This is a genomic window from Olsenella uli, from assembly GCF_016900775.1.
Taxonomy (GTDB): domain Bacteria; phylum Actinomycetota; class Coriobacteriia; order Coriobacteriales; family Atopobiaceae; genus Thermophilibacter; species Thermophilibacter uli_A.
Genome location: NZ_JACJKN010000009.1, coordinates 65,020 through 90,813, shown reverse-complemented (window position 1 = coordinate 90,813; position 25,794 = coordinate 65,020). Strand labels below are relative to the sequence as shown.

24 protein-coding genes and 1 tRNA gene are annotated in these 25,794 nt (G+C 66.8%); 6 read left to right on the top strand and 19 right to left on the bottom strand.

Annotated features, from left to right (window positions below; genetic code table 11):
- Positions 1–345: 345 nt before the first annotated feature.
- From H6A23_RS07055 to argH, 10 genes are all read right to left on the bottom strand, one after another.
- A tRNA-Arg gene (locus H6A23_RS07055) sits at positions 346–421 on the bottom strand.
- 45 nt (positions 422–466) lie between these two features.
- Positions 467–1,120 carry an APC family permease gene (locus tag H6A23_RS07050; RefSeq protein ID WP_204831489.1) on the bottom strand — a complete coding sequence of 218 codons (654 nt, stop codon included), beginning with the start codon at positions 1,118–1,120 and terminating at the stop codon, positions 467–469.
- 27 nt (positions 1,121–1,147) lie between these two features.
- Complete coding sequence (locus H6A23_RS07045; protein ID WP_204831488.1) at positions 1,148–2,026, bottom strand: phosphoribosylaminoimidazolesuccinocarboxamide synthase; 879 nt, start codon at positions 2,024–2,026, stop codon at positions 1,148–1,150.
- Between the two features lie 80 nt (positions 2,027–2,106).
- Entirely contained in the window at positions 2,107–3,639 is a 1,533-nt protein-coding gene (locus H6A23_RS07040) for a HAMP domain-containing sensor histidine kinase (protein WP_204831487.1), read from the bottom strand.
- A gap of 7 nt (positions 3,640–3,646) precedes the next feature.
- Positions 3,647–4,369, bottom strand: coding sequence for a response regulator transcription factor (locus H6A23_RS07035; RefSeq protein ID WP_204831486.1), 723 nt, complete (start codon positions 4,367–4,369; stop codon positions 3,647–3,649).
- Between the two features lie 90 nt (positions 4,370–4,459).
- Positions 4,460–5,671, bottom strand: coding sequence for a Tat pathway signal protein (locus tag H6A23_RS07030; protein ID WP_353653031.1), 1,212 nt, complete (start codon positions 5,669–5,671; stop codon positions 4,460–4,462).
- Between the two features lie 21 nt (positions 5,672–5,692).
- Positions 5,693–5,953 carry a TIGR03905 family TSCPD domain-containing protein gene (locus tag H6A23_RS07025; protein ID WP_204831485.1) on the bottom strand — a complete coding sequence of 87 codons (261 nt, stop codon included), beginning with the start codon at positions 5,951–5,953 and terminating at the stop codon, positions 5,693–5,695.
- A 98-nt stretch (positions 5,954–6,051) separates the two neighbouring features.
- Entirely contained in the window at positions 6,052–7,398 is a 1,347-nt protein-coding gene (gene purB, locus H6A23_RS07020) for an adenylosuccinate lyase (RefSeq protein WP_204831484.1), read from the bottom strand.
- 165 nt (positions 7,399–7,563) lie between these two features.
- Positions 7,564–9,681 carry an InlB B-repeat-containing protein gene (locus tag H6A23_RS07015; protein WP_204831483.1) on the bottom strand — a complete coding sequence of 706 codons (2,118 nt, stop codon included), beginning with the start codon at positions 9,679–9,681 and terminating at the stop codon, positions 7,564–7,566.
- 129 nt (positions 9,682–9,810) lie between these two features.
- Positions 9,811–11,202 (bottom strand): argininosuccinate lyase, encoded by a 1,392-nt coding sequence (argH, locus tag H6A23_RS07010; protein WP_204831482.1) that lies wholly within the window; start codon positions 11,200–11,202, stop codon positions 9,811–9,813.
- 169 nt (positions 11,203–11,371) lie between these two features.
- On the opposite strand from argH, the gene H6A23_RS07005 reads away from it, so the two are divergent.
- Positions 11,372–12,469: a hypothetical protein gene (locus tag H6A23_RS07005; protein ID WP_204831481.1), complete on the top strand. Its 1,098-nt coding sequence runs from the start codon at positions 11,372–11,374 to the stop codon at positions 12,467–12,469.
- A 170-nt stretch (positions 12,470–12,639) separates the two neighbouring features.
- Here the strand turns inward: H6A23_RS07005 and H6A23_RS07000 are convergent, their stop codons facing one another.
- The 5 genes from H6A23_RS07000 to glgB form a co-directional block, all read right to left on the bottom strand.
- A complete protein-coding gene (locus tag H6A23_RS07000; RefSeq protein ID WP_204831480.1) occupies positions 12,640–13,971 on the bottom strand; it encodes a sensor histidine kinase in 1,332 nt (443 codons plus the stop codon).
- Positions 13,952–14,641 carry a response regulator transcription factor gene (locus H6A23_RS06995; protein ID WP_204831479.1) on the bottom strand — a complete coding sequence of 230 codons (690 nt, stop codon included), beginning with the start codon at positions 14,639–14,641 and terminating at the stop codon, positions 13,952–13,954. Before H6A23_RS06995 ends, H6A23_RS07000 begins: the two co-directional genes overlap by 20 nt.
- A complete protein-coding gene (locus H6A23_RS06990) occupies positions 14,634–15,434 on the bottom strand; it encodes a hypothetical protein (protein WP_204831478.1) in 801 nt (266 codons plus the stop codon). Before H6A23_RS06990 ends, H6A23_RS06995 begins: the two co-directional genes overlap by 8 nt.
- Positions 15,435–15,612: 178 nt before the next feature.
- The gene (locus H6A23_RS06985) at positions 15,613–16,842 is read right to left on the bottom strand and encodes an argininosuccinate synthase (protein ID WP_167930731.1); all 1,230 of its coding nucleotides are present in this window, start codon (positions 16,840–16,842) and stop codon (positions 15,613–15,615) included.
- Positions 16,843–17,173: 331 nt separating this feature from the next.
- Positions 17,174–18,994: a 1,4-alpha-glucan branching enzyme gene (gene glgB, locus H6A23_RS06980; protein ID WP_204831477.1), complete on the bottom strand. Its 1,821-nt coding sequence runs from the start codon at positions 18,992–18,994 to the stop codon at positions 17,174–17,176.
- A 144-nt stretch (positions 18,995–19,138) separates the two neighbouring features.
- On the opposite strand from glgB, the gene H6A23_RS06975 reads away from it, so the two are divergent.
- Positions 19,139–19,678: a TetR/AcrR family transcriptional regulator gene (locus H6A23_RS06975; protein WP_204831476.1), complete on the top strand. Its 540-nt coding sequence runs from the start codon at positions 19,139–19,141 to the stop codon at positions 19,676–19,678.
- Positions 19,679–19,778: 100 nt separating this feature from the next.
- On the opposite strand, the gene rpiB is transcribed toward H6A23_RS06975, so the two are convergent.
- The 4 genes from rpiB to H6A23_RS06955 are packed head-to-tail and all read right to left on the bottom strand — an operon-like array spanning position 19,779 to position 22,791.
- Entirely contained in the window at positions 19,779–20,246 is a 468-nt protein-coding gene (gene rpiB, locus H6A23_RS06970; RefSeq protein WP_204831475.1) for a ribose 5-phosphate isomerase B, read from the bottom strand.
- 54 nt (positions 20,247–20,300) lie between these two features.
- Positions 20,301–21,239, bottom strand: coding sequence for a transketolase family protein (locus tag H6A23_RS06965; protein WP_204831474.1), 939 nt, complete (start codon positions 21,237–21,239; stop codon positions 20,301–20,303).
- Between the two features lies 1 nt (position 21,240).
- The gene (locus tag H6A23_RS06960) at positions 21,241–22,071 is read right to left on the bottom strand and encodes a transketolase (RefSeq protein WP_204831473.1); all 831 of its coding nucleotides are present in this window, start codon (positions 22,069–22,071) and stop codon (positions 21,241–21,243) included.
- A 39-nt stretch (positions 22,072–22,110) separates the two neighbouring features.
- Positions 22,111–22,791, bottom strand: coding sequence for a transaldolase family protein (locus H6A23_RS06955; protein ID WP_204831472.1), 681 nt, complete (start codon positions 22,789–22,791; stop codon positions 22,111–22,113).
- A gap of 142 nt (positions 22,792–22,933) precedes the next feature.
- Here H6A23_RS06955 and H6A23_RS06950 point away from each other — a divergent pair, with 142 nt between their 5' ends.
- From H6A23_RS06950 to H6A23_RS06935, 4 genes are all read left to right on the top strand, one after another.
- Positions 22,934–23,212: a hypothetical protein gene (locus tag H6A23_RS06950; RefSeq protein WP_204831471.1), complete on the top strand. Its 279-nt coding sequence runs from the start codon at positions 22,934–22,936 to the stop codon at positions 23,210–23,212.
- Positions 23,213–23,332: 120 nt separating this feature from the next.
- Positions 23,333–24,556, top strand: a complete 1,224-nt coding sequence (locus H6A23_RS06945; protein ID WP_204831470.1) for a tyrosine-type recombinase/integrase — start codon at positions 23,333–23,335, stop codon at positions 24,554–24,556.
- Between the two features lie 10 nt (positions 24,557–24,566).
- A complete protein-coding gene (locus tag H6A23_RS06940) occupies positions 24,567–25,295 on the top strand; it encodes a hypothetical protein (protein WP_204831469.1) in 729 nt (242 codons plus the stop codon).
- Positions 25,296–25,574: 279 nt separating this feature from the next.
- Positions 25,575–25,793, top strand: a complete 219-nt coding sequence (locus tag H6A23_RS06935) for a helix-turn-helix domain-containing protein (RefSeq protein WP_204831468.1) — start codon at positions 25,575–25,577, stop codon at positions 25,791–25,793.
- Position 25,794: the final 1 nt, after the last annotated feature.

The following is a 25,794-nucleotide window of genomic DNA, read 5'->3' as shown; positions in this document are numbered from 1 at the left end:
AGTGTCCATTGCGGTCTCCGTTCCCTCGAATCCTTCTCTTGGTCGAAAGAGATTCTAGGACGGAGGCCGTTCCTAATTCAGGTCTCCCTTACACCACATTTCGCGACGCGATCCAGCGCGTAACAACAGCCATCCGTTACAGCCGAGAAGAACGCGCAGGCTCGGATTTTGAGCGCAGCGCACGCCCTCAGGGCGCCATGTTCTTCTCGCCATCTGCAACGAGCCCGAATTGCTAACGCCTCCGCGAGGATGTGCTGCAACGACTCCCGATTCGTAAGCAGGCCCCGGGGAACACGGCATACGAAAGCAGGTCGGGGCCACAAGAACCCCGACCTGCGTCATGTCTGGTGCCCCCGGGCCGATTCGAACGGCCGACACCCGCTTTAGGAGAGCGGTGCTCTATCCCCTGAGCTACGAAGGCGTTGCAATGAACCATTCTATCACCGTGCGCGCACGGCGACAAAAGCTACTTCTTGGCGCCCTTCTCGTTCTTCTCGACCCGCTTCTCGACCTTCTTGGCGGAGGCCTCCGCGCTCGCGCGCTGGAAGAGCTCGAGGAGCTTCTTGTCGGAGAGGCCGCGGACGCGGGCCTCGGCGGCCTTGCGGAACGGACGGCGCTTCACCATGTCGTAGATGAAGCTGCCGATGATGGCCGCATACGCAAGGACGAGCGAGGCCACGCTCAGGATGCCCTGCCAGGTGCTGAGGTCGGCGTTCTGGCCAAAGGCGTAGGCGCACAGAAGCGAGATGACGGCAAGCGCCATGCCCACGCCGAGAAACACCCAGAAGACCTTCTCGGTCTTCTTGTAGCCGGGCAGCTCGCGCAGGACGAGGTCATAGGCGCGGTTGCGGATGTCCTCCTCCTCGCGCTCGCGGCGCTTGCGCTCCTTCTTCTCCTCCTTGGTCTCGGCACGGCCGGCGCCGGACCCCTTGGGCTTGCTCTCAACGCGAACGGAGGCGCCGGCCTCGCGCACGGGGCGCGCCTTGGCGGCCGAGCTGCGCGAGAAGCCCTTGCGCTCCTCGCTCCCCGAGGCCATGGCCTCGGCCTCCTTCTTGGGACGGCCGACGGCGTTGCCCTCGGCCTCGCGACGGGCGCCCTCGATGGTGTCCTTGAGTGACATGGAGCTCCTTTGGTGCTGGTCTTCGGCTTAGCGGGCGGGCACGAACTCGGTGCCGGTGATGATCTGGAAGGCCTCCTGGTAGCGCTTGGAGGTGCCCTCGATGACCTCGGCCGGGATGCGCGGCGGCTCGCCGGTCATGTCCCAGTTGGCGCGCAGCCAGTCGCGGACGTACTGCTTGTCGTAGCTCGGCTGGACCTTGCCCTCCTCGTAGGAGTCGGCCGGCCAGAAGCGGCTGGAGTCCGGCGTGAGGCACTCGTCGATGAGCGTGAGCTGGCCGTCGATGAAGCCAAACTCAAACTTGGTGTCGGCGATGATGATGCCCTGCTCGGCGGCGTAATCGGCCGCGGCCTTGTAGATGGCGAGCGACGCGTCGCGCAGCTGCTCGGCCACCTCGGTTCCCACGATCTCGCAGCAGCGCTCGAAGGAGATGTTCTCGTCGTGGTCGCCCAGCTCGGCCTTGGTGGACGGGGTGAAGATCGGCTCGGGGAGCTTGGAGGCCTCGGTGAGCCCCGCGGGCAGCTTGATGCCGCAGACGGTGCCGTCCTCGTCGTAGGTCTTCTTTCCGGAGCCGGTGAGATAGCCGCGGACGATGCACTCGATGGGCACGGTCTGGGCCTTCTTGACGAGCATGGAGCGGCCGGCCAGGTAGTCGGCGTAGGGCGCGTACTCCTCGGGCAGGTCCGCCACGTCGCAGGAGATCATGTGGTTGGGGATGAGGTCGGCAAAGCGCTCGAACCAGAACGCGGAGATGCGGGTGAGGATCTCTCCCTTGTGGGGAATCTCGTCCGGCAGGATGAAGTCGTACGCGCTGATGCGGTCCGACGCCACCATGAGGAGGCTGTCGCCGCAGTCGTAGATGTCGCGGACCTTGCCGTGCGAGTCCGGACGAAGTTCCATCTCAGCCATTCCGGCCACCTTTCGTTGGCGTTTTACTCAACCAACCAGTATACGTCACCCACGCCGCGGCGCGAGGGGGCGCAGGGGCGCTACCGGTCCTTCTCCTTGCGCTCGCGGCGCTGGGGAATGCGCAGCGTGAACGTGGTCCCCTTGCCGAGCTCGGACTCCACGAGGATCGTGCCGTTGTGCTTGTCCACGATCTCCTTGGTGATGGCCAGGCCCACGCCAAGGCCGCCGGACACGCGCTCGCGGCTCACGTCCGAGCGCCAGAAGCGCGAGAAGGTCTGCGGGATGTCCTCCTTGGCGATGCCGATGCCGGTGTCCTGGACGGCAATCAGCACGTCGGAGCGCTCCTGGCGCAGCGAGACCTTCACCCAGCCGTCCGCGTTGGTGTAGCGCATGGCGTTGCTCATGAGGTTCACGATGGCCTCGCGGATGAGGTCGGGGTCGACCTCCGCATAGAGCTCGCCGTGGGCGGTCTCGTCAACAAAGCGCAGGTGGAGGCCGCGCTCGTGGAAGAGCTGGTGCTGGGCGGAGACGAGGCTCTTGACGAGGTACACCATGTCGGTCTTCTCGACCTTGACCTCGGTGGTGCCGTTCTCCAGGCGCGAGAGCTTGAGCATGGCGTCGATGAGGCGCGAGAGCCGGCGGACCTCGGAGGCCACGACCTCCAGATGCTCGTCGTCCGCGGGGAGGACGCCGTCCTGCATGGCCTCCACCGTGGCCTGCATGGCCATGAGCGGGGTCCTGAGCTCATGGGCCACGTCGCCGGTGAGGCGGTGCTCGAGCTTGATGTCACGCTCGATGGTCGTGGCCATGTCGTCGAAGGTCTCCCCGAGCTGGCCGATCTCGTCGGTGCCGGTGACGCCGGTGCGCGCCGTGAGGTCGCCGTTTCTGATCTGGTTGGCCGTGGACGTGATCCGCTGGATGGGCTGGGCCATCCCGCGCGAGACAAAGTACCCGATCACGCAGGCGAGAAGGGCGGCGATGGCGGCGGCCGTGGCGATGGCCCCGTAGGAGTTGGCCCTGAACGACGCGTCGCTCTTGGTGAGCAGGGCCTCGGAGCCAAAGGCCCAGAGGCGCACCTCGCCGATGACGCTTCCGTCGCCCGCGATGATCTGCGAGGTGACGAGCGCCTCCTGGGCGGTGGGCACCGTGGCGGGGACGGGCTTTGCGCCCTCGGGCGCGTCCGGCGAGAGGGTGGTCGCGCGGGCCCACGTGTCGTCATAGAGCACGTTGCCCTTGGCGTCCACCACCTGCACCACGATGTCGGACGATATGGAGGACGCGCCGGCGGCCACCGAGACGGCCGTCTCGTCGAGCTTGCCGGTCTCCTGATAGGCCTCGGAGATCCCCTCCGCGGTGGAGTCGGCGATGCTCTGCATGTTCTGGCGGGTGTAGGCCATGAACTGGCCCTCCCACACCACGGCGAGCACGACCACGAGCACCGCGGCCGTCATGATGGCCGTCAGCGCAAAGCCGAGCGTGAGGCTCGTGGAGTAGGGCCTGCCGCGCTTGGGCGAGGGCTTGATAGTGTTCCACGAGCTACGAGAGGACGAGGGCCGCTCGGAGCCGCCCTCGTCCAGCTGTGCGTCCCTTCCGGTGACAAAGCGCGCGGACATCCTGCGCCTATCGGCCGCTGGCGTCGGCTGCCTTCTCGGGAGCCTCGAAGCGGTAGCCCACGCCGTGGACGGTGTAGAGCCAGCGCGGGTTGCGCGGGTCGTCGCCCAGCTTGGCGCGCAGGTTCTTGACGTGCGAGTCGATGGTGCGCTCGTAGCCCTCGAAGTCGTAGCCGAGGACCTTCTCCACGAGCTCCATGCGCGTGTAGACGCGGCCCGGGTAGCGCGCGAGCGTGGTGAGCAGCTTGAACTCGGAGGCCGTGAGGTCGACCTCCTTGCCCTCCACGAGGACCTTGTGACCCGAGATGTCAATCACGAGGTCGCCGAAGTCGAGCACCTCGAGCTGCGGCTCGGCCTCGGTGTGGGCGCGGCGCAGCAGGGCGCGCACGCGGGCGACGAGCTCTCGCGGCGAGAAGGGCTTGATGAGGTAGTCATCCGCGCCGAGCTCGAGGCCGATGATGCGGTCCTCGACCTCGCCCTTGGCGGTCAGCATGATGATAGGCACGTTGGAGGTCTCCCGGATGGCGCGGCACACGCGCTCGCCCGAGAGCTTGGGGAGCATGAGGTCGAGGATGACGAGGTCGAAGGTGTGCTTCTCGAACTCCTCGACGGCGCTCTGGCCGTCGCCGACGCCGCGCACGATGTAGCTCTCGCGCTCGAGGTACGCAGCGACGGCGTCCCTGATCGCCTTCTCGTCCTCAACGAGCAGAATCTTCTTCTCATCTGAAGCCATGCTGGCCTCCTCGCTAGCGACTGGTCGTCTCCGGAAACCCGGTCCGTGGATGACCCTAGTGTACCCTACCGGGCCGCTGGAGATTCCAAGTTACAGGCGGAAGGTACGCACCGCGACGGAAGCGGGGTAGCCGGTGTCCGCGTCCTTGACCGTCGAGAACGTCACGAAGAGGTCGCACTCGCCCACGCGGGCGGGGTACTCACCGTAGTCGACGATGCGGTCCGCCGAGGGCAGCGCCGAGTACTGTCGCTGCGCGAGGTCGAGCACGAGATACGAGGCGTTGCTCTTGACGATGAACAGGTCGCCGTTGCCGCAGCCGCACTCCGAGGGCTCGCGGTTGAGGCGGTAGAAGCCAGCCGACGAGGTGCCGATGTAGGTGCCCATCTGCCCGAGGAGGCCGCCCGAGCTGTAGCTCGCCTCAACCGAGACGAGAAACCGATCGCCCACGCGCACCGCGCGGAAGGGGCGCACGCTCTGCGGCATGACGAGCTGGTCGACGCGCGTCTTGAGGTCGTCCGAGAGCGCGTAGGCGGTGACGCCGTAGTAGGTCCCCTCCGAGGCGCGGACGCGCGGCGCGAGGGTGACCACGCCTCCCGAGACCGTCGGCCACGTGGCAAAGCGGCCCGGCGACTCCACCACCGCCTGGGCGTCGGAGTCCCCGGCGTGCCAGATGTAGCAAAAGGAGTGCTCCTGCGTCTTGGTGCCGAGCGTCGAGGGCTGGACCTGCCAGATTACGCTCGAGCCGGAGACGGCGAAGGGGGCGGGGTCGTAGTCCGCCGTGCCCTCCCAGAGCGTCTTGGTATCCCCGCTCAGCGCGCCGTCGGCAAACGAGGAGGCGTGGAGCGTCCACGCGCGCGTCACCAGGTCGAGCTCGGTCCACGCGTACACGCTGTCCGAGCAGCGCGCGTCGTAGATGACCGCCGTTGCAGAGCCGCTCACCGGCTCCGGCACCACCTCGGAGAGCGTGCCGGACGCGAGCGAGAACGCCGACCCCTTGACCATCGGCGTGGCCGACGAGCCGGCCGTGGTGACGGGTATCCACGTGCCCTCCGCCGGGTGGAGCACGTTGCCCAGGGGCAGAGTCCACGAGCCTTCGACGGCGAGCGTGGTGTCAACGCCCTCGAACTCAGAGAGGATGTCGTCCGCCTCGGACTCGTCGACCACGGTGGGGTCGGCCGCCTCACCCTCGTCCGACGCGTGCGTGCAGCCGGCCAGCACGCCCACCGCTGCCGCGGTGACGCCGCCGACGGCCGTCGCCTTGAAGAGCGAGCGCCTGGTCATCTTGAGCTTGGGAAGCCTCACCGGGTCGACCGTCCTTCTCGCCTAGCGCGCCTGCGCCGAGGCCTCGGTGAGGGCGCGGGCCAGCTGGTCCGCGCACGAGGTCGGCCGCGGGCCGCAGGTGTTGCCCGCGAGGATGCCCACGATCTCGTCCACGGCGTGGCCCTTGACGAGCTTGCTCACGGCCTTGAGGTTGCCGTTGCAGCCGCCCTCAAAGGAGACCTGCTCGATGGTCTTGCCGTCGTCGGTGAGGTCGATGTGGATGGCGCGCGAGCAGACCCCGCGCGGCGTGTAGTCAAAGTGCATGTCCGCTCCTCCCGTGCAAAAGGGACAGTCGCTTTTGCACGCGCTCTGATGTCTGTGCCGCCGTGCAAAAGCGACTGTCCCTTTTGCACGGCGCGCGGTTAGTCAAAGTTCAGCTGCTCCAGGCGGTCAAAGACGACGCCGGCGCGGGTGAGGAAGGCGCGCGGGTCGAAGATGGCGTCGAGCTCCGCGGCCGGCACGGTGCAGCGCGGGTCGGCCTCGAGCTTCTCGCGGAACGTGGTGCCGCCGGCGCACTGCTGGACCTCGCGCCACGTGGCCATGGCGTTCTCCTGCACGATGGCGTAGGCCTCCTCGCGCGTGATGCCGGTTTCCACGAGGGCGAGCAGCACCTTGGACGAGAAAATCAGGCCGCGCGTCTTGTTGAGGTTGGCGAGCATCTGCGCCGGGTAGAGGATGAGACCGTCCACGATGCGAGTCAGGCACTGGAACATGTGGTCGAGGGCGATGAAGCTGTCGGCCTGCGCCACGCGCTCGGCAGAGGAGTGCGAGATGTCGCGCTCGTGCCAGAGGGCCACGTTGTCAAAGGCCACCTGCGCGTTGGCCTTCACCACGCGGGAGAGGCCGCAGACCTTCTCCACGGTGATGGGGTTGCGCTTGTGCGGCATGGCCGAGCTGCCCTTCTGGCCCTTGCGGAACGGCTCCTCGGCCTCGAGGGTGTCGGTCTTCTGGAGGTTGCGGATCTCCGTGGCGATGCGCTCGCAAGTGGCGGCGGTGGTGGCCAGGACGCCGGCGAGGTAGGCGTGGTGGTCGCGGGAGATGACCTGCGTGGACAGCGGGTCGTGGACGAGGCCCAGGTGCTCGCAGACATACTCCTCGACGAACGGGTCGATGGAGGAGTAGGTGCCCACCGCGCCGGAGATGGCGCCAAAGGCCACGTTGGCGCGGGCGTCCTTGAGGCGGTCGTAGTCGCGCTTGAGCTCCCAGGCCCAGCTGCCGAACTTCATGCCAAAGGTCATGGGCTCGGCGTGGATGCCGTGGGTGCGGCCCACGCAGAGGGTGTCGCGCTCCTCGAAGGCGCGGCGCTTGCAAATCTCGCCGAGGCGGCGGCAGTCCTCGATGAGGATGTCGGTGGCCTGGACGAGCTGGTAGCAGAGGGCCGTGTCGCCCAGGTCGGAGGAGGTCATGCCAAAGTGGACCCAGCGCGACGGCTTGGGCTCGCCCTCGGGCACGTCGCGGTCGATGTACTCGCCCATGTTGGTGAGGAAGGCGATGACGTCGTGGTTGGTCACGGCCTCGATGGCGTCGACCTCGTCCTTGTTGAAGTCCGCATGCTCGCGGATCCAGGCGGCCTCCTCCTTCGTGATGCCGATCTTGCCCATCTCGGCGTGTGCCTCGCAGGCCAGCACCTCGATCTCCTGCCAGATGCGGTACTTGTTCTCCAGGGAGAAGATGTGGCCCATCTCCGGACGGGTGTAGCGATCGATCATGGGGCCTCCTCGGCTTTGACGCGCGTTTGACGGATTGATTTTACCGCAGGGTGCGCAGGGATACGCACGGCCCGACGGACGCCCCACAAACGAGCGGGGCCCCGCGCGCGGCGAGGCCCCGAAGGCGCCGTCGTCATGACGGCGTTTGGTCATGTCCCAGGGCGCCTAGCGGCGGGCGCGCCTCCTGAGGACGACGGTTCCCGCAAGCGCCGCCACGCCTATGACGGCAACGACCGCGGGGGCGGTGATGTTGAGCGGGTCCCCGGTCTCGGGGAGCGTGGGCGCCTCGGCGTCCTTCTCGGCATCCGGAAGCTCGCTCCACCTTGCGTAGAGCGTGAGGTCTCCGGTCACGGCCGCGTCGAAGTCATACGCCTCGCGGGCCCAGCCGCCGTCGTAGACGTACCAGCCCTCGAACTTCCAGCCCTTGAGGGACGGGTCCTTGGGCCGCGGCGCGGCGCGCCCCTCGGTCACCTCGTACGTGACGCCATCGGTTCCCTTGAGGCAGTCGTCGAAGGTGACGGTGAAGACCCTGAGCTTGGGGATGGCGAGCGCGTCTCTGGTGGTCTCCTTGGTCATGGCCTCGTCGGAGAAGATCTTTCCGCAGGTGGCGCACTCCCAGTACGCCGCGCGGCCCGCTTCCTTGGTCGTGGGGGCGATGCGCTCGTGGTAGATGGCATCGTGCCCCTTTGCCGGAACGACAACGTCACCGGCGGGCTCGAGCGTCTGGTCGTCCAGGAAGGTGGCGCCGCAGACCTCGCAGGTCCAGCGGGCAAGGCTTCCGGGCTCGGTGCAGGTGACCGCCACGGGGGCGTGCGCCGTCAGCTTGTGGGCCGCAAGCGGTTTGACAAGGTCCTCTGCAGTCGTGGGCTGCATGCCCTTCTCGTCCTTGAAGAGGGCGCCGCAGGTTGTGCAGCTCCAGTGCGCCGCGGTGCCGGTCTTGGTGCAGGTGGCGGGGACCTCGGCGACGGCCGTGAGGACGTGGGGCGCGAGGTCGGTCTTGAGCTGGTCGGCCGTCACCTCGTCCGTGCCGGCCTCGTCGACGAAGAGCTTGCCGCAGACCTCGCAGCGCCAGTGCTCCCTCGTGCCCGGATCGGTGCAGGTGGCGGGCGTGGCGTCGACCTTGGCGAGCGTGTGGGGCGCGAGGTCGGTCTTGAGCTGGTCGGCCGTCACCTCGGTCGCGCCGGCCTCGTCAGAGAAGAGCTTGCCGCAGAGCGTGCAGGCCCAGTGGGCCGCCGTCCCGGGCGTCGTGCAGGTGGCGGGGACCTCGGCGACGGCCGTGAGGGCGTGGCCGCCGAGCGGGAGCGCCAGATCGTCGAGCGTGGTGGGCGCAGTGGCCTCCTCATCCGTAAAGCGCTCGCCGCAGACGGCGCAGTGCCAGTGCGCGGCCGTGCCGGCCTGCACGCACGTGGACGGGACCTCGGGCACGTACTCGAGGTCGTGGTCCGCCAGCGGAAGCGCCAGCTCGTCTGCCGTCACGGCGCGATCCCCGGCGTCATCGCCGAAGAGCATGCCGCAGGTCTCGCAGCGCCAGTGCGCGGCCGTGCCGGGGGCAGAGCACGTGGACGGAACCTCGGCAACGGCCACGAGCGTATGCCCCGCCGGGGCAATCAGCAGGTCGTCACGCGTGACCTCCGTCGTCGCGGCAACGTCTGCAAAGAGCGCGCCGCAGTCGGAGCACTCCCAGTACGCCGCCGTCCCGGACTCCGTACAGGTGGCGGGAACCTCTTTGTGGGCAATGAGCTCGTGGGTGTGGACGGGCTCCGCCGCCTGCCCCACGACCCACGCCCCGTCCTTCTCGACCACCTCATAGCCTGCCGGCACAAAGCCTTCCGGAGGCTCCACGTGGAACGTCCCGCCTGTGATGACGATGGCTGCGCCGTCCCCCTTGACCAGCGGGAAGCCCCCGGACGGGTCGAGGATGGCACCCGTTTGGGCCTCGCTGCCGTCCACGACGGTCAGCGTCGCGCCCTTGGCGCGCAGGACGCCCGTCAGCGTGAAGCCGTTGAGGTCGAGCGTCGTGTCCGTCGTCACGTCAATGCGGTCGGGCAGCGTGGCGTCAGCGGTCAGCGTAACCTCGCCACCCGCCGCAAGCGCGGCGGCAATGCCCGTCTTTTCGTCGAGCGGATCGCCCGCGGGCTCCCCCGGCTCGACGAGGCCCGTCGAGCCGCCGGTGACATCACCCTCCACCGCATACGCGTGCGCCCCGAACGCGGGCACGAGGGAGAGCGCGGTGCCGAGCAGCACCGCGAGGGGCCAGAGGGCCCATCTGCGATCCCGTCTCATAGTTCCCGCCCTTCTCGCGTAGGAATAGAGGGATACCTACTGAGAAGATGCCCGTACTTGCACATTTGCCGCAGATACAAACCCCCTCGTCGGCGGGCGAGGGGGTCGGGTCGGTAAATGGTTTTGTGATTAGGCTCGGAAAGCCTCGTCCTTTTTGAGTGTGGCGCGCGCCTCCTCGAGCTGCACAACCACGGCGTCGTGCCCGGTGCCACCGTAGGTCACGCGCGCGTTGGCGATGCCGGCCGGATCGAGGTCCTGAGCGATGTCCGCCTCGAAGAGCGGGCTTGCGGCGGCAAACTCCTCCGCCGTGAGGTCCTCGAGCCCCTTGCCGTGCTTCTCGCAATAGAGCACGAGCTCGCCCACCACGCGGTGCGCCTCGCGGAAGGGCATGCCCTTCTTGGCCAGGTAGTCGGCCACGTCCGTGGCGGCGGAGAAGCCCGTGCCCGCCTGCGCGAGCATGGCGTCGGCGTTGACGGTCATGGTCTCGATCATGCCCGCGGCGATCTCCATGCAGTCGGAGAGCGTGCGTGCGGCGTCGAGCGGGCCCTCCTTGCACTCCTGGAGGTCCTTGTTGTAGGCCAGCGGGAGCGACTTCATTGTGGTGAGCAGCGCCATGAGGTCGCCGTAGACGCGGCCGCACTTGCCGCGCGTGAGCTCAGCGAAGTCCGGGTTCTTCTTCTGCGGCATGATGGAGGAGCCGGTGGAGTAGGCGTCCGAGAGCGTGATGAAGCCAAACTCGGTGGAGCTCCAGAGCACGATCTCCTCGCACAGGCGCGAGAGGTGCATCATGCTCACGGCGCAGGCGTACTCGAGGTCGAGCAGGTAGTCGCGGTCGGAGACGGCGTCGAGCGAGTTGGGGATCGTAGCCGAGAAGCCGAGGAGCTCCGTGGTGCGCGCGCGGTCGAGCGGGTAGGTGGTACCGGCGAGCGCGGCCGCGCCGAGCGGGTTGGCGTCGGCGGCGGTGCGCGCCGCGGTGAGGCGCGTGAAGTCGCGCGTGAACATCCAGAAGTACGCGAGCAGGTGGTGGGAGAGCAGCACGGGCTGAGCGTGCTGCAGATGCGTGTAGCCGGGCATCACGACGTCGAGGTTCTTGTCGGCGGTGTCCACGAGCGCGCGGCGCAGGGCCACGTTGCCGGCGAGCAGCTGGTCGCAGAGCTCCTTGGCGAGCAGGCGAATGTCCGTTGCCACCTGGTCATTGCGGGAGCGGCCCGTGTGCAGGCGGCCGCCGGGCGCGCCGATTGCGCGGGTGAGGGCACCCTCGACGGCCATGTGGACGTCCTCGTCGTTGACGTCCCAGGCGAAGGTGCCGCCCTCGATCTGGCGCGCGATGTCGGCGAGGCCGGCGTCTATCGCCGCCTGGTCCTCGGCGGAGATGATGCCCTGCTCAGCGAGCATGCGGGCATGCGCGCGGCTGCCGGCAATGTCCTGCGAGGCCATGTTCTTATCGACCTCGAGGCTCGCGCCGAACTCCTGCGTGAACGCGTCCACGCCCCTCTCAAACCTGCCGCCCCACAGCGCCATCGTGGCTCCCTCCTCGCGATTTGACGCGTTTAGCTTACCAAAGGGCGGACCGCTTACAAAAAGTCCCCGGTGTTTGTTTCTTTGATTTCATAGGGTATGCTAGGATTATTCTAGCAATCTAATACATTATGTTTACTATATAAAAGCATTTAAACCGGTTGGGATACCAGTGCATCTCTGCGTCAACAAGCTGTCTGCGCTCGCACTTCTCCGTCACGTGAGGGTCACGGGGGAATACGCGGCCGCCCGGGTCTGCGGACTCCCCGAGCCTGACCCCCACCCGCAGCGCAGGTGGACCGCGCGGATCATCCCCCACCAGCTCCTCGGCCTCTCTGACCCGCCAAGCAGCTCGCGGCCCGTCTATGTGGCGGTCCCCTCGAAGCGCGCACGGCTGCTCGCCTCCTTCTTTAGGAACACCCTCTATCTTTCGGGGCTTCCCGAGGGGTCTTTTCTCCAGCTTGGGGAGAGCCTCACGATTCCGTGCCCAGAGCTTCTCTTTGTCGAGCTTGCCACAATCATGAAGCCCGCCGCGCTCTGCCTGCTAGGATACGAGCTGTGCGGGAGCTTCTGTCGCGATCCCCTCAACCCTCGGTCCGGCAAGGTCACCCACGGGCTCAGCCCCGTCACAGACGTTGCGAGCATTCGTTCCTTCATAGGGGAGACGCATAGGTTGACCGGGGCAAACGCGGCGCGGCGCGCGCTTCTTGGCATCGAGGACAACGCCTGGTCCGCAATGGAGGCGACGATGGCGCTGGTCCTCAAGAAGCCCGTCGCCGAGCACGGATACGGAATTCGCAAGATCCGCCTCAACGAGCGGCAGGACAATCCGTGGGAGCTCGTCAAAAGGGGGTGCGCGAGCGCCCGCGTGCCCGACATTGTCCTCGAGGACTGCCCCGTGGGCTTCAACTACGACGGGCGCGAGCACCTTGACCTCGAGGCAATCGCCGCGGCAGCCGAGAACAAGGATGAGCTTGGTCGCGCGCTGGCCTCCCTCCGCCGGAAGTACGTTGATGACAGGAGGAGGGACCGGGAGCTGGCCGCCCAGGGCCGGCTTGTCATGTCGGTCGTCTCTGAGGACCTGTTTGACCATGGGGGCCTTGACGTCGTCGTCCTCGAGGCGCTCATGGCATCGCGGCGCCTCGGCGGCCCGCGCGCAGAGGACGTGGTCCCCGAGGAGGTGTGGGCTCCGGAGGAAACGAGGGCGCGCCAGAAGCTCATCTGGTCCCTGCTGCCGTGGGAGGGCGGGGAGCCGCTCGGTCCCTGCTAGCTCGAACACGACCGGTCTCGGCGAGAGCCCCAAAATTAATCCGCCCTGTGGCGTCGGCCGCTGACAAAAGGCCAGTTGACGTTTAGCCGAAGCTGCCACAGGGCGGATTAATTTTGGACGCTCCCGGAACGCCCTCCCAAGGCGCCGCTCAGACACGAGCCCGGAGGCAATCACGTCCGCGGTATCCGCACGGTGAAGCGGGTTCCCACGCCCTCGTGCGAGACGAGGTCGATCGTGCCGCCGTGGCGCTCCACAATCCATCGGGCAATGGGCAGCCCAAGGCCCGTCCCCTCCTTTGAGGCGTCGCGCGCCGCGTCGGCGCGCCAGAAGCGCTCGAAGACGTGCGCCGCGTCCTCGGGCGAGAGGCCGATCCCCTGGTCGCGCACCGTGTAGGAGACACTCTCCTCATCTGTGGCGACCCCGAGCGTAATGGCTGTCCCGGCGCGCGAGTAGCGCGCGGCGTTCTGCACGATGACCCGCACGGACTGCTTGAGCAGCGCGGCGTCCGCGGCCAGCACGTAGCGCTCGTCCTCCCGCTCGCCGCCATCAAGCGCAAGCCGGTAGACGTGTTCGGCGTCAATCATCGCCGACTCTCCCGCGACCTCCGCCACGAGCGCCGCCACGTTCACCGGGGCGATCTCCAGCGCGGTGCGCCCCGAGTCCCCGCGCGCAAGGAAGAGCAGCTGCTCCACCAGCTCCTGCATGTGCGCGCCCTCGGCCTTGAGGGCGGCGATCGACTCCTCGAGAACGGCGCGATCGTCCTTGCCCCAGCGGTCGAGCATGTTCACGTACCCCTGAATCACCGCGATGGGCGTGCGCAGCTCGTGGCTTGCATCGGAGACAAAGCGAATCTGCTGGAGCTTGGCCTCCTGCATCTGGCGAAGAAGGCCGTTGAGCGCCACCTCGATACTCGCAAGGTCGTCGACGCCGGTCGACACCTGCGGCGAGTCTACGGACGCCCGCTCGATGGCCTGCTCGAGGCTCTCGATCTTGCTTGCGTCCATGATTCCCCTCGAGCCGAGCGCCTCGGCGCGCAGGGCGAGCGCGTTGAGCGGCTGCAGGCGACGGCGGATGCGGCGCACGTCGGAGAAGACGCCCAGAAGGCTCAGCGCCTCGACCGCGAGCAGCGCAGCGCCGGCGGGCCAGAGGGCACAGAGGTCCTGACCGAGCGGGAAGTACCACCAGTCCTCCCCCGCGCCCCGCTCCAGCCCCGCGCGAACCAATAAGGCGGGAAGGCCGCTTCGCCTGGGGTCGATGAGGTAGCTGAGCGTCACGTCCTCGGAGGGGATGACCCCGTAGCTGAGCTCCTCCGGCGGAAGGGCACGCATGTAGCCAACCCAGAGCGCAAGCACCACGGCGGCGAGCGCCAGGACGTCGACGACGATCCACCGCACCAGCCGGCGCCACCAGAAGCCCATCGCGATCCGCCAGGCTATCGACGAGGACCGCCGCTCTCCCGCAGTGGGCTGGGAGTCGGGCGGCTCAGGAGTCTCTGACAACATAGCCAACCCCTCGAACGGTGGTGATGAGCTTGACGCCAAAGCGGTCGTCGATCTTGGCGCGCAGGTGGGCTATGTGGACGTCCACCACGTTTGTCTCGCCCACGTAGTCGTAGCCCAGGGCGTCATGCGCCAACCGCTCCCGCGAGAGCACGCGGCCCTGGTTCTCCATGAGCGCGCGCAGGGTCTCGAACTCCCGGTTGGTGAGCTCGACCCGCTCGCCGCCAACATGCACCTCGTAGCGCTCCGGGTCGAGCGTGACGCCGGCCGCCTCGAGGGCCGCACGGGACGTCGGATGCGTGGCGGGGGCGGCCGCGCGCCTCTTGAGGGCCACGCGCACGCGCGCGAGCAGCTCCTCTATGGCAAAGGGCTTGGTGATGTAGTCGTCCGCGCCGGCATCGAGCCCGGCGACCTTGTCCATCACGGCGTCGCGGGCGGTGAGCATGATGACGGGCACGTCGCTCTCGCGGCGCACGCGACGCAGGACCTCCATGCCGTTGAGCTTGGGCAGCAGGATGTCAAGAAGAACCAGGTCAAACTCGCCGGAGAGCGCCCGCTCCTCTGCGGTGCGCCCGTCGACGACCCGCTCGACCTCATAGCCCTCGTGCGCGAGCTCGAGCTCGATGAAGCGGGAGAGTTTCTCCTCGTCTTCCACGAGCAGAATCCTAGTCATGATTGGGCTCCTCCTCGCGCGCGTCGTCCGCGCCGTCGGGCTGAGGGTCAGGACCACGATCGGGGTCGGCGGGGGAATCGGGCGCGGGGTCGTCGGGCGCGTCCTGCTCCGCGGCATCCCCCTCGGGCTCGGACCCGCCCGCCGCCACGGGAGGCTCGGCGGCGGGCGAGGTCACGATGGGGCGAGGCGGGACAGCCCCCGCCGGCGCGGGCGGCACGGGGCGCACCGGCGCGACCCCGTGCGGCACGGCGGCCTGACGCTCGTCCTTCTCGCCCGCCGGTCGCTCTATCCGGCAGGCAAAAACAAGGTAGAAGAACGCGGCGACGGGGGTGGCCACAATAACAACCCCCAGGAGCCCCAGCACCCAGTAGCGGCTCAGCAGCGCAAGCATCAGCCAGTCCATCATCCCCAGCACGGTGCCCAGGAGCGGCAGGGTGAGGGGCCGCTCCCCGCCACGACGCGAGACCACCTTGGTGTCCATGCCGCGCCGAACCGCGCGGGCGATCGCGTCACGCACGCCGCCGAGCCAGCGGCCGAGCGCGCGCAGCCCGGACTGCGATGAGCGGGCGTAGTCGCTCTGCGCGGTGTACATCTCCCCGGAGATGCCTCCCGCACCACCCGCCGGCACGCCCGTCGTCACGTACGCCGAGCGCGTCTGCGAGCGACCCTGCGCCTCCAGCCACACCAGCGCGTCGAGCAGGTCGTCACCGCTGGCGTCGAGCGCCTCCTTGGCGTCCGTGTAGCCAACGCCGGCCTTCTCGCGCACGAGCTCGACCAGTTCTATCCTCTCCATGGCGACCGCCCCTCATGTCATCGGCCCATCTCATCCTGAACACATGGTCTCAGGCCAAGATTAACCGTACCTTGAGGGGCGATTAACGTTGTCTTTGGTTTTGGCTCGCCGCACAAAGAGGCCGGCCGAGGAGCCCCGGCCGGCCGTCACGACAAACGACCCTGACACCTTTGTCAGGTTAGTGGACGGGCTGGAGGCCGGAGCCGGGGCCCTGGACCTTGGACCAGGTCTTGGACTGCAGGCCGTGCAGGACGATGAAGCCCTCGGCGGCGGAGTGGTCGAAGGAGTCGCCCTCGTCGTAGGTGGCCAGGTTGTAGTCGTAGAGGCTGTAGGCGGAGCGCACGCCGTCAACAAAGAGGCCGCCCTTGCACAGGATGATGCGCACGTCGCCGGTCACGTACTTCTGCGTGTAGGCGTTGTACGCGTCGATGGCGTTGCGGTTCTGCGAGAACCACAGGCCGCGGTACACGGTCGAGGCCCACTCGACGTCCATCTTGGCCTTCTGCTTGAGGGTCTCGGCGTCGAGGCAGAGCTGCTCGAGCGTCTGGTGCGCCTGGATGAGCAGGAGCGCGGCCGGGCACTCGTAGCACTCGCGGCTCTTGATGCCCACGACGCGGTCCTCGATCATGTCGATGCGGCCGTAGCCGTTGCGGCCGGCGATCTCGTTGGCCTTGATGATGAGGCTGAGCAGGTCCATCTTCTCGCCGTTGATGGCGGTCGGGATGCCCTCCTCAAAGCTGATCACGACCTCCTCGGGCTCCGCGGGGCAGTCCTCGAGGTTGTTGGTCATCGTCCAGATGTCCGCGGGCGGCTTGTTCCAGGTGTCCTCGAGCACGCCGCACTCGATCGCGCGGCCCCAGAGGTTGTCGTCGATGGAGTAGGGCTTCTTCTTGGTGGTGGGCACGGGCACGCCGTTGGCCTCGGCCCACTCCATCTCGGAGTCGCGCGTGGTGAGGTCCCACTCGCGCACGGGGGCGATGATCTCAAGCTCGGGGTCGAGCGCGCGGATGCAGGTCTCAAAGCGCACCTGGTCGTTGCCCTTGCCGGTGCAGCCGTGGGCGATGTACTTGGCGCCGTACTGGTGCGCGATGTCCACGAGGTGCTTGGAGATCAGCGGGCGGGAGAGCGCGGAGAGCAGCGGGTAGACGCCCTCGTACTTGCCGTTGGCCCAGATGGCCTTGGAGAGGATCTTCTCGGCGTACTCGGCGCGCATGTCAATGGCCTCGGAGGCGATGGCGCCCATGTCGAGAGCCTTCTGCTTGATCCAGGAGAGGTCCTTCTCGTCCTGGCCCACGTTGCCGCAGATGGCGATGACGTCGAGGTTCTTCTCGATCTGCAGCCACTTCACGATGACGGACGTGTCCAGACCGCCGGAGTACGCAAGGACGACCTTTTCCTTCTCTGCCATGATGCTTTCCTTTCGATGGGATGACAAGCTGCCGTTTCATAACAAAGCCCCGACGTCGCGGGGCGCTGGGCATGGTCTGGTGATAAGAACCTGCATGCGGAAGCGACACGCGACATCTAGGGCGTGATTCGTCGGTTCTGGCGTCGGGCTGCGAGGAGGGCGGCACACGCGTGCGCGCTGTGAACGTTCATCAACGTTGGCCTCCTCAGTAGTTGAGCGGGCGCGGGCTATTGGCCCGCGGCTGTCTGACGTGGCTGAGTGTAGGACAGCCGCGCGCGGCGGACGAGAAGAGACTCACTTTTGAAACATTTGGCTGTCCGCCGTTTGGGGACTACAGGCTCACGAGCATCCCGGAGAGCGGCGGCAGGGTTGCAACCAGACGGTTCTTCTCGACACGGCATTCCGAGGCGCCGTCGGGCGTGGAGCCACCATAGCGCTGCCAGTCCGTATCCAGGAGCACCTCCGGCGCCGCGGCGGAGAGCCCGTCCGGCAGCGGGACCGCGTACTCGTGCGCCTCACCATCCAGGTTGAAGAGCGCCGCCACCTGCTCGCCCGCGCCCCGGCGCAGGATGGCGGTGCAGCACGGCGCCAGCTGCTCGCAGTCCAGCCACGAAAAGCCGTCGGCACGGTAGTCGCGCTCCCAGAGCGCGGGATGCGCGCGGTACGCCTCGCCTAGCTCGCGGCGGAAGCGCAGGAAGGCGTCGTGCACGGGGTACTCCAGCAGGCACCAGTCCTGCTCGCGCGCCTCGTCCCACTCGCGGAGCTGCGCGAGCTCGTTGCCCATGAAGTCGAGCATCTTGCCCGGGTGCGCCGCCATGTAGAGGTAGAGCGCGCGGGCCTGCGGGAACTTGCCCCAGTAGTCGCCGTTCATCTTCTGCGCGACGGTGGCCTTGCCGTGCACCACCTCGTCGTGGCTCAGCGGCAGCAGGTAGCGCTCGTTGGGGAAGTACATCATGGAGAACGTGAGTCGCCCTTCGGCGCCGCGACGCTCCAAAGGCGGCATCTGGAAGTACGAGAGCGTGTCGTGCATCCAGCCAAGGTCCCACTTGTAGTCAAAGCCCAGGCCGCCCTCGGCCGTGGGCCGCGTGACGCCGGGAAAGCCGCTCGAGTCCTCGGCGATGAGCATGCAGCCTGGATGGCGCGCGTGCAGGCCGTCGCAGAGCTCGCGCAGGAAGTCGGCGCCCATGCCGTTGACGCCGCGACGCTCGTCCCCCTGCCAGTAGACGATGCGGCTCACGGCGTCCAGCCGGAGGCCGTCGAAGTGGTACGCGCCCAGCCAGAGGTCGGCGGCGGAGGCGAGCAGGCTTCTCACCTCGCCGCGCGAGTGCATGAAGTTGTGGCTGCCCCACTCGGAGACGCCCACGGCGTCGTTGGGGTACTCGTAGAGCGGCGTGCCGTCAAAGTTGGCGAGCCCCCACGCGTCCGTGGCAAAGTGCACGGGCACAACGTCCAGGATCGCCCCGATGCCCGCCTGGTGCAGCCGGTCCACCAGGCCCATGAGCTGCTCGGGCGCGCCGTAGCGGCTCGTTGCCGCAAGGGGCGCGCAGCCCTGGTAGCCCCAAGAGCCGTCGAAGGGGTGCTCCGCGAGCGGGAGAAACTCCACGTGCGTGCAGCCGAGCGAGCGGACGTGCTCGATGAGCGGCTCGGCGAGCTCGTCGTAGGAGTACCAGGCGTCCGGTGCGGGCCTCGGCTTTCGCCACGAGCCCGCATGGAGCTCGTAGATGCTGAGCGGGCGGTCCCAGCAGGCCGTGCGGGACGCCATCCACGCCGCGTCCGCAAACTCGTAACGCCCAAGGTCGCGCACCACGGAGCGGCGCGAGGGACGCAGCTCCATGCCGCGCCCGTAGGGGTCGCAGTGGTCCTGGAAGCATCCGCCGGGCAGGTAGATGCGGTACTCGTAGGCGTCGCCCTCGCGCACGCCGGGCACGCGCCCCTCGAAGAACGCGCCGTTGAGGCCGCGTGCCAGGGGGACCTCGCGGGGCGGCTCGCCGGGCGCGCCACCGGCGAGAAGGACGCTCACGCCCGCGGCCGCTGGCGCGAACACCCGGAAGTCGGCGCCGTCGCCCCGGAGCCGCGCGCCCATCCAGCGCCACGCCTCAAAGTCGCGCCCCGCGTAGAACGCCCCCAGGTCAACGTCCTCCCACGCGCTCATGACCCTCCCTCGGTCTCAGTGGCCTGCTTCTATACCACCGTCTAGTATTTGACTAGAATCAATGTAACCAGAGGCCTGCGAAAGGGCCATCTACACTTTTGGACATTCGTCCAGTACTGGACACTTCTGACGAGGAGACGAGAAATGGACCTCAGGACGAGAAAGACCCTGCGGGCGCTGCGCGAGGCGTTTCTCGCCCTGCGGCGGGAGCGGCCGCTCGAGCGCATCTCCGTCCGTGAGCTCTGTGAGCGGGCGGAGGTCAGCAAGGCCACGTTCTACCTGCACTATCACAGCATCGTCGAGCTTTCGTCCGAGCTTCAGGACGAGCTGGTGGGCCAGGTGGTCGACGGCCTCTCCGCGCCGGACGGCTTTCTCCGGGACGCGCGGGCCTTCGTCCGCGAGCTCTTCTCCGCGTTCGTGGCGCGCGGGGACGAGGTTGACGCGCTCTTCTCGCGCGGGCAGGAGCACGCCCTTGTGGAGAGCGTCGAGCGCGCGCTGCGCAGGCGCGTGCTCGAGACGAGCCCGGAGCGCGCGGAGGACCTGCGCTTCAACGTGCTGCTTGCCTACCAGGTGCACGGGAGCCACGCCGCCTACATGCGCTACGCGCGCGGCGTGGGCGAGAAGGACCGTCAGCTCGTCATAGACGCCATCGCCGAGGCCGCCGAGGCCGTGGCGCAGCTCTGACCTGACAAAGGCGACCTGACAAAGGTGACAGGGGCAAGTGTCATGAAAAATCATGACACTTGCCCCTGTCACCTTTGTCAGGTCGCCTTTGTCAGGTCCCTTACTCCTCAGCGGCAGCGAGGTGCTGGGTCTCCTCGATCTCCATAATCTGCGCGACGCGGCGGGCGTGGCGGCCGCCCTCGAACTCCGCGCCGAGCCAGGCGTCCACGATCTGCTTGGCGACCTCGGGTCCCACGACGCGGGCGCCAAAGCAGATGATGTTGCTGTTGTTGTGACGACGGGAGAGCTCGGCCGAGTACGGCTCGGAGCAGACGCACGCGCGAATGCCGTGCACCTTGTTGGCGGCGAGGCTTATGCCCACGCCGGTGCCGCAGATGAGGATGCCGCCGTCGACCTCGCCGTCCGCAACGAGGCGCGCCACGCGGTAGCCGCTGATGGCGTAGTCGAAGCTCTCCTCGGAGTTGGTCCCCACGTCAACGAGCTCGATGTCGCCGCGCTGCTTCAGGTGCCCCACGACCTCGGCCTTGATGGCGAGGGCGGAGTGGTCGTTACCAATGGCGAGCTTCATGTTCTTCTCCCTATCAGACGGACGCGGGTATGCCTAAAAGGGGTCTGTCCCCTTTTAGGCGAGCAGGCCCTCGACGGCGGAGATGATGCCCGCGGCGTCGAGGTGGTGGAGGTGCAGCAGGTCGAGCGCGGGGCCGGACTCGCCAAAGGCGTCGTTCACGCCGAGCTTGCGCAGCGGCACGGGATGCTCCGCGAGCGCGGAGAGGACCGCGTCGCCCAGGCCGCCGATGACGGAGTGCTCCTCGGCGGTGACCACGCGCCCGGTCTTGGCGGCGCTCGCGAGCAGGAGCTCGGCGTCGATTGGCTTGATCGTGTGGATGTTGATCACCTCGGCGGAGACGCCGCGCGCGGCGAGCTCGTCGGCGGCGGCGAGCGCCTCGCCGACCATGAGGCCGCAGGCCACGATCGTGACGTCGGTGCCCTCGCGCAGGACGATGCCCTTGCCGAGCTTGAACTCGTAGGTCTCGGGGTCGTTGATGACGGGCGTGGCCAGGCGGGCGAGGCGCAGGTACATGGGACCCTCGTGCTCGTAGGCGGCGCGCGTGGCGGCGCGGGCCTCCACGTCGTCGGCCGGAACGACGACCGTCATGCCCGGGATGGCGCGCATGAGCGCGATGTCCTCGCAGCACTGGTGGGTGGCGCCGTCCTCGCCCACGGAGAGGCCCGCGTGGGAGGCGCAGACCTTCACGTTGAGGTGGGGGTAGGCGATGGAGTTGCGCACCTGCTCCCAGGCGCGGCCGGCGGCGAACATGGCAAAGCTGCTCACGAAGGCCGTGCGGCCCGTGGTGGCAATGCCCGCCGCGAGGCTCATGAGGTTCTGCTCGGCAATGCCCACGTCGAAGAACCGGTCGGGGTAGGCGGCCTTGAACTTGCCGGTCTGGGTGGAGGCGGCGAGGTCGGCGTCGAGGACGACGAAGTCGTCGTGCTCGGCCCCCAGCTCGACAAGCGTCTCGCCGTAGCTCACGCGCGTGGCCACCTTCTTGACGTCAGCCATCCTAGAGCTCCTTCCCAGCGGCCTCGAGCTCGGCGAGGGCCTGCTCGTACTGCTCGTCGTTCGGTCCCTTGCCGTGCCAGTCGACCTCGTTCTCCATGAAGGAGACGCCCTTGCCCTTGACCGTCTCGGCGACGATGCACACGGGCTGCCCCGTGACCTCGCGGGCCGCGGCAAAGGCGGCGCGCACCTGCGCCATGTCGTTGCCGTCCGCGAGCTCGATCACGTGGAACTTGAAGGCGCGGAACTTGTCGGCGATGGGCATCGCGGAGTTGACCTCCTCGATGGTGCCGTCGATCTGCAGGCCGTTGTGGTCCACCACGAGCACGAGGTTGTCCAGGCCGTGGTTGCCCGCGAACATGGCGGCCTCCCAGACCTGCCCCTCCTCGATCTCGCCGTCGCCGAGGACCGCGTAGACGCGGTAGCCGTCGCCCCACACCTTGGAGGCGAGCGCCATGCCCGCCGCTGCCGAGACGCCCTGGCCAAGGCTGCCGGTGGACATGTCCACGCCGGGCGTGTCGTTCATGTTGGGGTGGCCCTGCAGGTGGGAGCCAATGTGGCGCAGCGTCTTGAGGTCCTCCTTGGGGAAGTACCCGCGCTCGGCGAGCACGGCGTAGAGGCCAGGCGCGGCGTGGCCCTTGGAGAGGACGAGCCGGTCGCGGTCCGCCTTGCGGGGGTCGGCCGGATCGACGTTCATCTCCTCGAAGTAGAGGTAGGTGAGGATGTCGGCGGCAGAGAGCGAGCCGCCGGGGTGTCCCGACTTGGCGGCGTGGGTGCCAATGACGATGCCCTTGCGGACCTCGTTGGCAACCTTCCTGAGCTCGTCATCGGTCATGTGTTCTCCTTCGTGCGATGTGCGGGGGACGGGCGGGTGCTAGGCCTGCGTGACTTTCTTCCAGTCGGCCTCGAAGCCGGCGAGGCCCTGGTCGGTGAGCGGGTGGTGCAGGCACTTCTTGAGCGCGCCAAAGGGCACGGTGGCAATGTCGGCCCCCATGAGCGCGGCCTGGGTGACGTGGTGCGGCGTGCGGACGGAGGCGGTGATGATCTCGACGCCGCCCTCGTCGTCCCAGTAGCCGTAGGTGTAGTTCTTGACGGCGGCAACGACCTCGGCGAGGTGGTCGAGCCCCTCGTCCCCGATGTCGTCGAAGCGGCCGACGAACGGGCTGATGTAGCGCGCGCCGGCGCGGGCGGCGAGAAGCGCCTGCGGGGCCGAGAAGACCAGCGTCATGTTCACGCGGATGCCCTCGGCGGCAAGCTGGTGCGTCGCGGGCAGGGATGCCTCGCAGATCGGCAGCTTGACCACGATGTTGGGGGCGAGCGCCGCAAGGCGGCGGCCCTCCTCGACCATGGCCTCGGTCGTGGCCGCGGTGGACTCGGCCGAGACGGGCAGGCCCTCGCAGATCTGGCAGATCTTCACCATGTGCGGCTCGAAGTCGGCGAGCTTGCCCCCGGTCTTGGCGTAGAGGGACGGGTTGGTGGTCACGCCGGAAAGCACGCCCCAGCTCGCGGCCTCGCGAATCTCGTCGAGGTCAGCGGTGTCGATGAAGAACTTCATGGCCCGTCCCCTTCCTGCACGGCACGGCGGCGCCGCACCATTCCAACACGCCCCGTCCATAGTAGGCGTTGCGCCCTCCCCGCGGGGGGAGGATACCAAGAAACACCACTACACGGCATGATACACGGCAGGAACGCCCGTCGTGAACGAGGGTCGGCCGCAATTCAGGCCCGCGACGCGCGGCGCGGGCGAGAAGAACCTCGCGGTTGCGGGGCTCGGCGGCGGGAGGTTCTTCTCGCCCTGGGCGCCGCGGCGCCTGTCACAGAAGCAGGCCAGGGGCCGAGCGCCTCTGACCTGCCACGATGCGATGGTGCGCCCTCAGGGGTTCGAACCCTGGGCCTTGGGATTAAAAGAGTTTATTTCTGCAAAAACTCCCTATGAACCCTTTGTCACCATTCGCAACATTTCCGCAGGTCAATAGCGAATCCTTATGCATAGTTTAGAATATGTTAGAATCACTCGCAACGGGAGTTTGGTACCGATTTGGTACCGATTTAGGTACCGATTGCCACAGACGAAGTAGCAGTTGAGCGGAGGGGTCATGTTCTACACGGCGGCATACCTACAGCAGCGCAAGGACTGCAAGGGGTGGCGTGGGTTCCTCGACTACAAGGACGAGGACGGCAAGCGCCGCAAGCGCTCCAAGGCCCTGACCGCGACGGGGAAGGCGGAGGCCAAGCGCGAGCTTGCCGCGTGGCGCGCGGAGATGGAGAACGAGGCGGAGAGGGAGGCCGAGAGAGGGCCGAGCGTGATTGCCTCTGCGCGCATGACCGTGCCGAACTACGTTGACCGCATGGTTTCCCGTCTGGAGGAGTCCAACGCAATAGAAGCATCAACCGTGTCCGGCTACCGCACCTCAGCCAAGTACATACGAGAGGGGTTCCAGAAAGTCACCGTCGGCAAACTCAGGCCCGAGCAGGTACAGGAGTGGGAGGCGGAACTCACGTCGCGCGGCCTCTCCTCATCCACAGTCGGCAAGGCACACAGGCTACTGAAGCAGGCCATGAAGGAAGCCGTTGACCTCGACGTGATAGCCAAGAACCCAGTTGACGCAGTTAAGCCGCCCAAGAGGACCAAGAAGCGCGCGGGAATCAACGCGCTGGACACCAACGGCAGGGCGGCGCTTCTGGGCAAGCTTGACGCTCTGGATCTCTCCCCGGTCACCGTGGCGGCGCGCATAGCGCTTTACACGGGCCTGAGGGAGGGCGAGATATGCGGGCTACAGTGGCGCGACCTCGACGCCAAGGCGGGAACGCTGTGGGTGCGCAGGGCGATAGGGTCAGGGAAGGGCGGAGCATACGTGAAGCTCGCCAAGACAGACCAGACGCGAGACGTTGCCCTCCCCGCGTCACTCGTGGCCACGCTTGCCGAGTGGCGCAGGGTCCAGCGGGCGAAGTTCGCCGAGCAGCTTTCGACGCTCTCCGAAGGCTCCTACATAATCGGCGACCCGCTCGGCTACTACAGGCCCGGACGCCTGAGCAAGGACTGGACCGCCCTCACGCGGCTTCTCGGGGTCAAGGGGACAGAGGGCAGACTAGTCACGTTCCACGACCTGCGGCACACGTGGGCCACGATGTACCTAGCTGCAGGCGGGGACGTTAAGACAGCGGCAAGCAACCTAGGACACGCCAACGCGGCCATGACGCTGAACATCTACGCGAGCGCCGACCCGGACGCCAAGAGGCGCGCGGCGGCGCTGGTTGAATCCGCCATGACCGGGGGCGTTACGGACGCGCTGCAATTCCCGATAGCTGCGGGCGAGTGAGGGAGTGAGCATGAAAACAGACTCTCTTTGCGGCGTGAATCCGGAAGAGCAAGTATTCCCCGTGGAACTCGAACAGTACGCAAAGACCCTAGAGGCGGAGGCCGAGAGAGCACGGGAGCTTGCCGAAGAACTACGACGCGCCATGAGAGATTACGCGGTGGGCAATCTCGCGGCCTCAAAATGCGACGGAAGCCATAGCGCGATGGAAGAATTTCACGCCTTGGCAAATAGCTGGGGGATTAAAAGCGGAAGTGCGCTAATCAGATTCTTGCGTGACAACCTTCCAGAAGAAGATCTTCCTGACAACTACAGACTCGCCAGCGATAGCACTGTGCGCAGGTTTTGGGAAGACCCGACAGGGTGCAGCGGAGCCACACGGCAGAGGGTCCTATTTGAACTTAAATGCGCTCTCGCACGCAGAACGGGGAAAGTACGCCCCTCGGAAGTCATGGCCACATCTAGCGAACTCGCAGAACTAGAGGAATGGACTATTAGACACTTCGAAACCGCCCAAGTTGCATTGCAGACCGGAAACGCGACTATACGGTTTGATGGTGTTAGCGATATTCCGACCTATGAGCAGGTACTGGAAGCAAGGCGCAGACAGCCATACTACGGACACAGGCGAGACAAAGCGCTATGTGCTATTGCTCGCAACCTTCAAACGCTTAACTCGGACGAGCTGAGCGCTATAGCAACCCTAACGGATTCGATAGCTATCTCCCGCGAGTCTCGTTAGGACGGTAATAGAGCCTTGGCTTTTGTTTTGTTAACAGCTTGTTACAAACTTTTTGATACATGTAGCCCTCGGTTTGTCATGCGCTTCTCAGCCACCATTTCTTGTGTGACCAACTTTGCCCATTATTTATTCGGAATTGGTCACGGATAACGCTATCCGTCTCCCCTCCGTGACTAATTCTCGTTATTGGCCCTGAACAGGGCATTTATTACGGAACAGGTACTCTCCTCGCATCGGATGCATCCATATGAATAGACATTCAATTGCAGAGGAGAAGAAATGATTGCTGAGCAGCGGACGAACGACAGTTGCGCGCACGTGAATAGTGCTGCGGAACTTCCTGAGCTTCTTACAATTGCGCAGGTCGCAGAGCTTGGCCGCGTTTGCACCCGCACCGTGTACAACCTCCTCGCAGACGGACAAATCAAAGGCGTGAAGATTCGCAACGCGTGGCGCATCAACCGCGACTCCGTGCTATCCGCCTTCGGACTCGACTAGC

What these genes read in the sequence shown, in the direction of transcription:
- H6A23_RS07050 (WP_204831489.1), bottom strand. Translation starts at nt 1,120, where the DNA reads ATGTCACTCAAGGACACCATCGAGGGCGCCCGTCGCGAGGCCGAGGGC.
- H6A23_RS07045 (WP_204831488.1), bottom strand. Translation starts at nt 2,026, where the DNA reads ATGGCTGAGATGGAACTTCGTCCGGACTCGCACGGCAAGGTCCGCGAC.
- H6A23_RS07040 (WP_204831487.1), bottom strand. Translation starts at nt 3,639, where the DNA reads ATGTCCGCGCGCTTTGTCACCGGAAGGGACGCACAGCTGGACGAGGGC.
- H6A23_RS07035 (WP_204831486.1), bottom strand. Translation starts at nt 4,369, where the DNA reads ATGGCTTCAGATGAGAAGAAGATTCTGCTCGTTGAGGACGAGAAGGCG.
- H6A23_RS07025 (WP_204831485.1), bottom strand. Translation starts at nt 5,953, where the DNA reads ATGCACTTTGACTACACGCCGCGCGGGGTCTGCTCGCGCGCCATCCAC.
- purB (WP_204831484.1), bottom strand. Translation starts at nt 7,398, where the DNA reads ATGATCGATCGCTACACCCGTCCGGAGATGGGCCACATCTTCTCCCTG.
- H6A23_RS07015 (WP_204831483.1), bottom strand. Translation starts at nt 9,681, where the DNA reads ATGAGACGGGATCGCAGATGGGCCCTCTGGCCCCTCGCGGTGCTGCTC.
- argH (WP_204831482.1), bottom strand. Translation starts at nt 11,202, where the DNA reads ATGGCGCTGTGGGGCGGCAGGTTTGAGAGGGGCGTGGACGCGTTCACG.
- H6A23_RS07000 (WP_204831480.1), bottom strand. Translation starts at nt 13,971, where the DNA reads ATGTTGTCAGAGACTCCTGAGCCGCCCGACTCCCAGCCCACTGCGGGA.
- H6A23_RS06995 (WP_204831479.1), bottom strand. Translation starts at nt 14,641, where the DNA reads ATGACTAGGATTCTGCTCGTGGAAGACGAGGAGAAACTCTCCCGCTTC.
- H6A23_RS06990 (WP_204831478.1), bottom strand. Translation starts at nt 15,434, where the DNA reads ATGGAGAGGATAGAACTGGTCGAGCTCGTGCGCGAGAAGGCCGGCGTT.
- H6A23_RS06985 (WP_167930731.1), bottom strand. Translation starts at nt 16,842, where the DNA reads ATGGCAGAGAAGGAAAAGGTCGTCCTTGCGTACTCCGGCGGTCTGGAC.
- glgB (WP_204831477.1), bottom strand. Translation starts at nt 18,994, where the DNA reads ATGAGCGCGTGGGAGGACGTTGACCTGGGGGCGTTCTACGCGGGGCGC.
- H6A23_RS06975 (WP_204831476.1), top strand. Translation starts at nt 19,139, where the DNA reads ATGGACCTCAGGACGAGAAAGACCCTGCGGGCGCTGCGCGAGGCGTTT.
- rpiB (WP_204831475.1), bottom strand. Translation starts at nt 20,246, where the DNA reads ATGAAGCTCGCCATTGGTAACGACCACTCCGCCCTCGCCATCAAGGCC.
- H6A23_RS06965 (WP_204831474.1), bottom strand. Translation starts at nt 21,239, where the DNA reads ATGGCTGACGTCAAGAAGGTGGCCACGCGCGTGAGCTACGGCGAGACG.
- H6A23_RS06960 (WP_204831473.1), bottom strand. Translation starts at nt 22,071, where the DNA reads ATGACCGATGACGAGCTCAGGAAGGTTGCCAACGAGGTCCGCAAGGGC.
- H6A23_RS06955 (WP_204831472.1), bottom strand. Translation starts at nt 22,791, where the DNA reads ATGAAGTTCTTCATCGACACCGCTGACCTCGACGAGATTCGCGAGGCC.
- H6A23_RS06945 (WP_204831470.1), top strand. Translation starts at nt 23,333, where the DNA reads ATGTTCTACACGGCGGCATACCTACAGCAGCGCAAGGACTGCAAGGGG.
- H6A23_RS06940 (WP_204831469.1), top strand. Translation starts at nt 24,567, where the DNA reads ATGAAAACAGACTCTCTTTGCGGCGTGAATCCGGAAGAGCAAGTATTC.
- H6A23_RS06935 (WP_204831468.1), top strand. Translation starts at nt 25,575, where the DNA reads ATGATTGCTGAGCAGCGGACGAACGACAGTTGCGCGCACGTGAATAGT.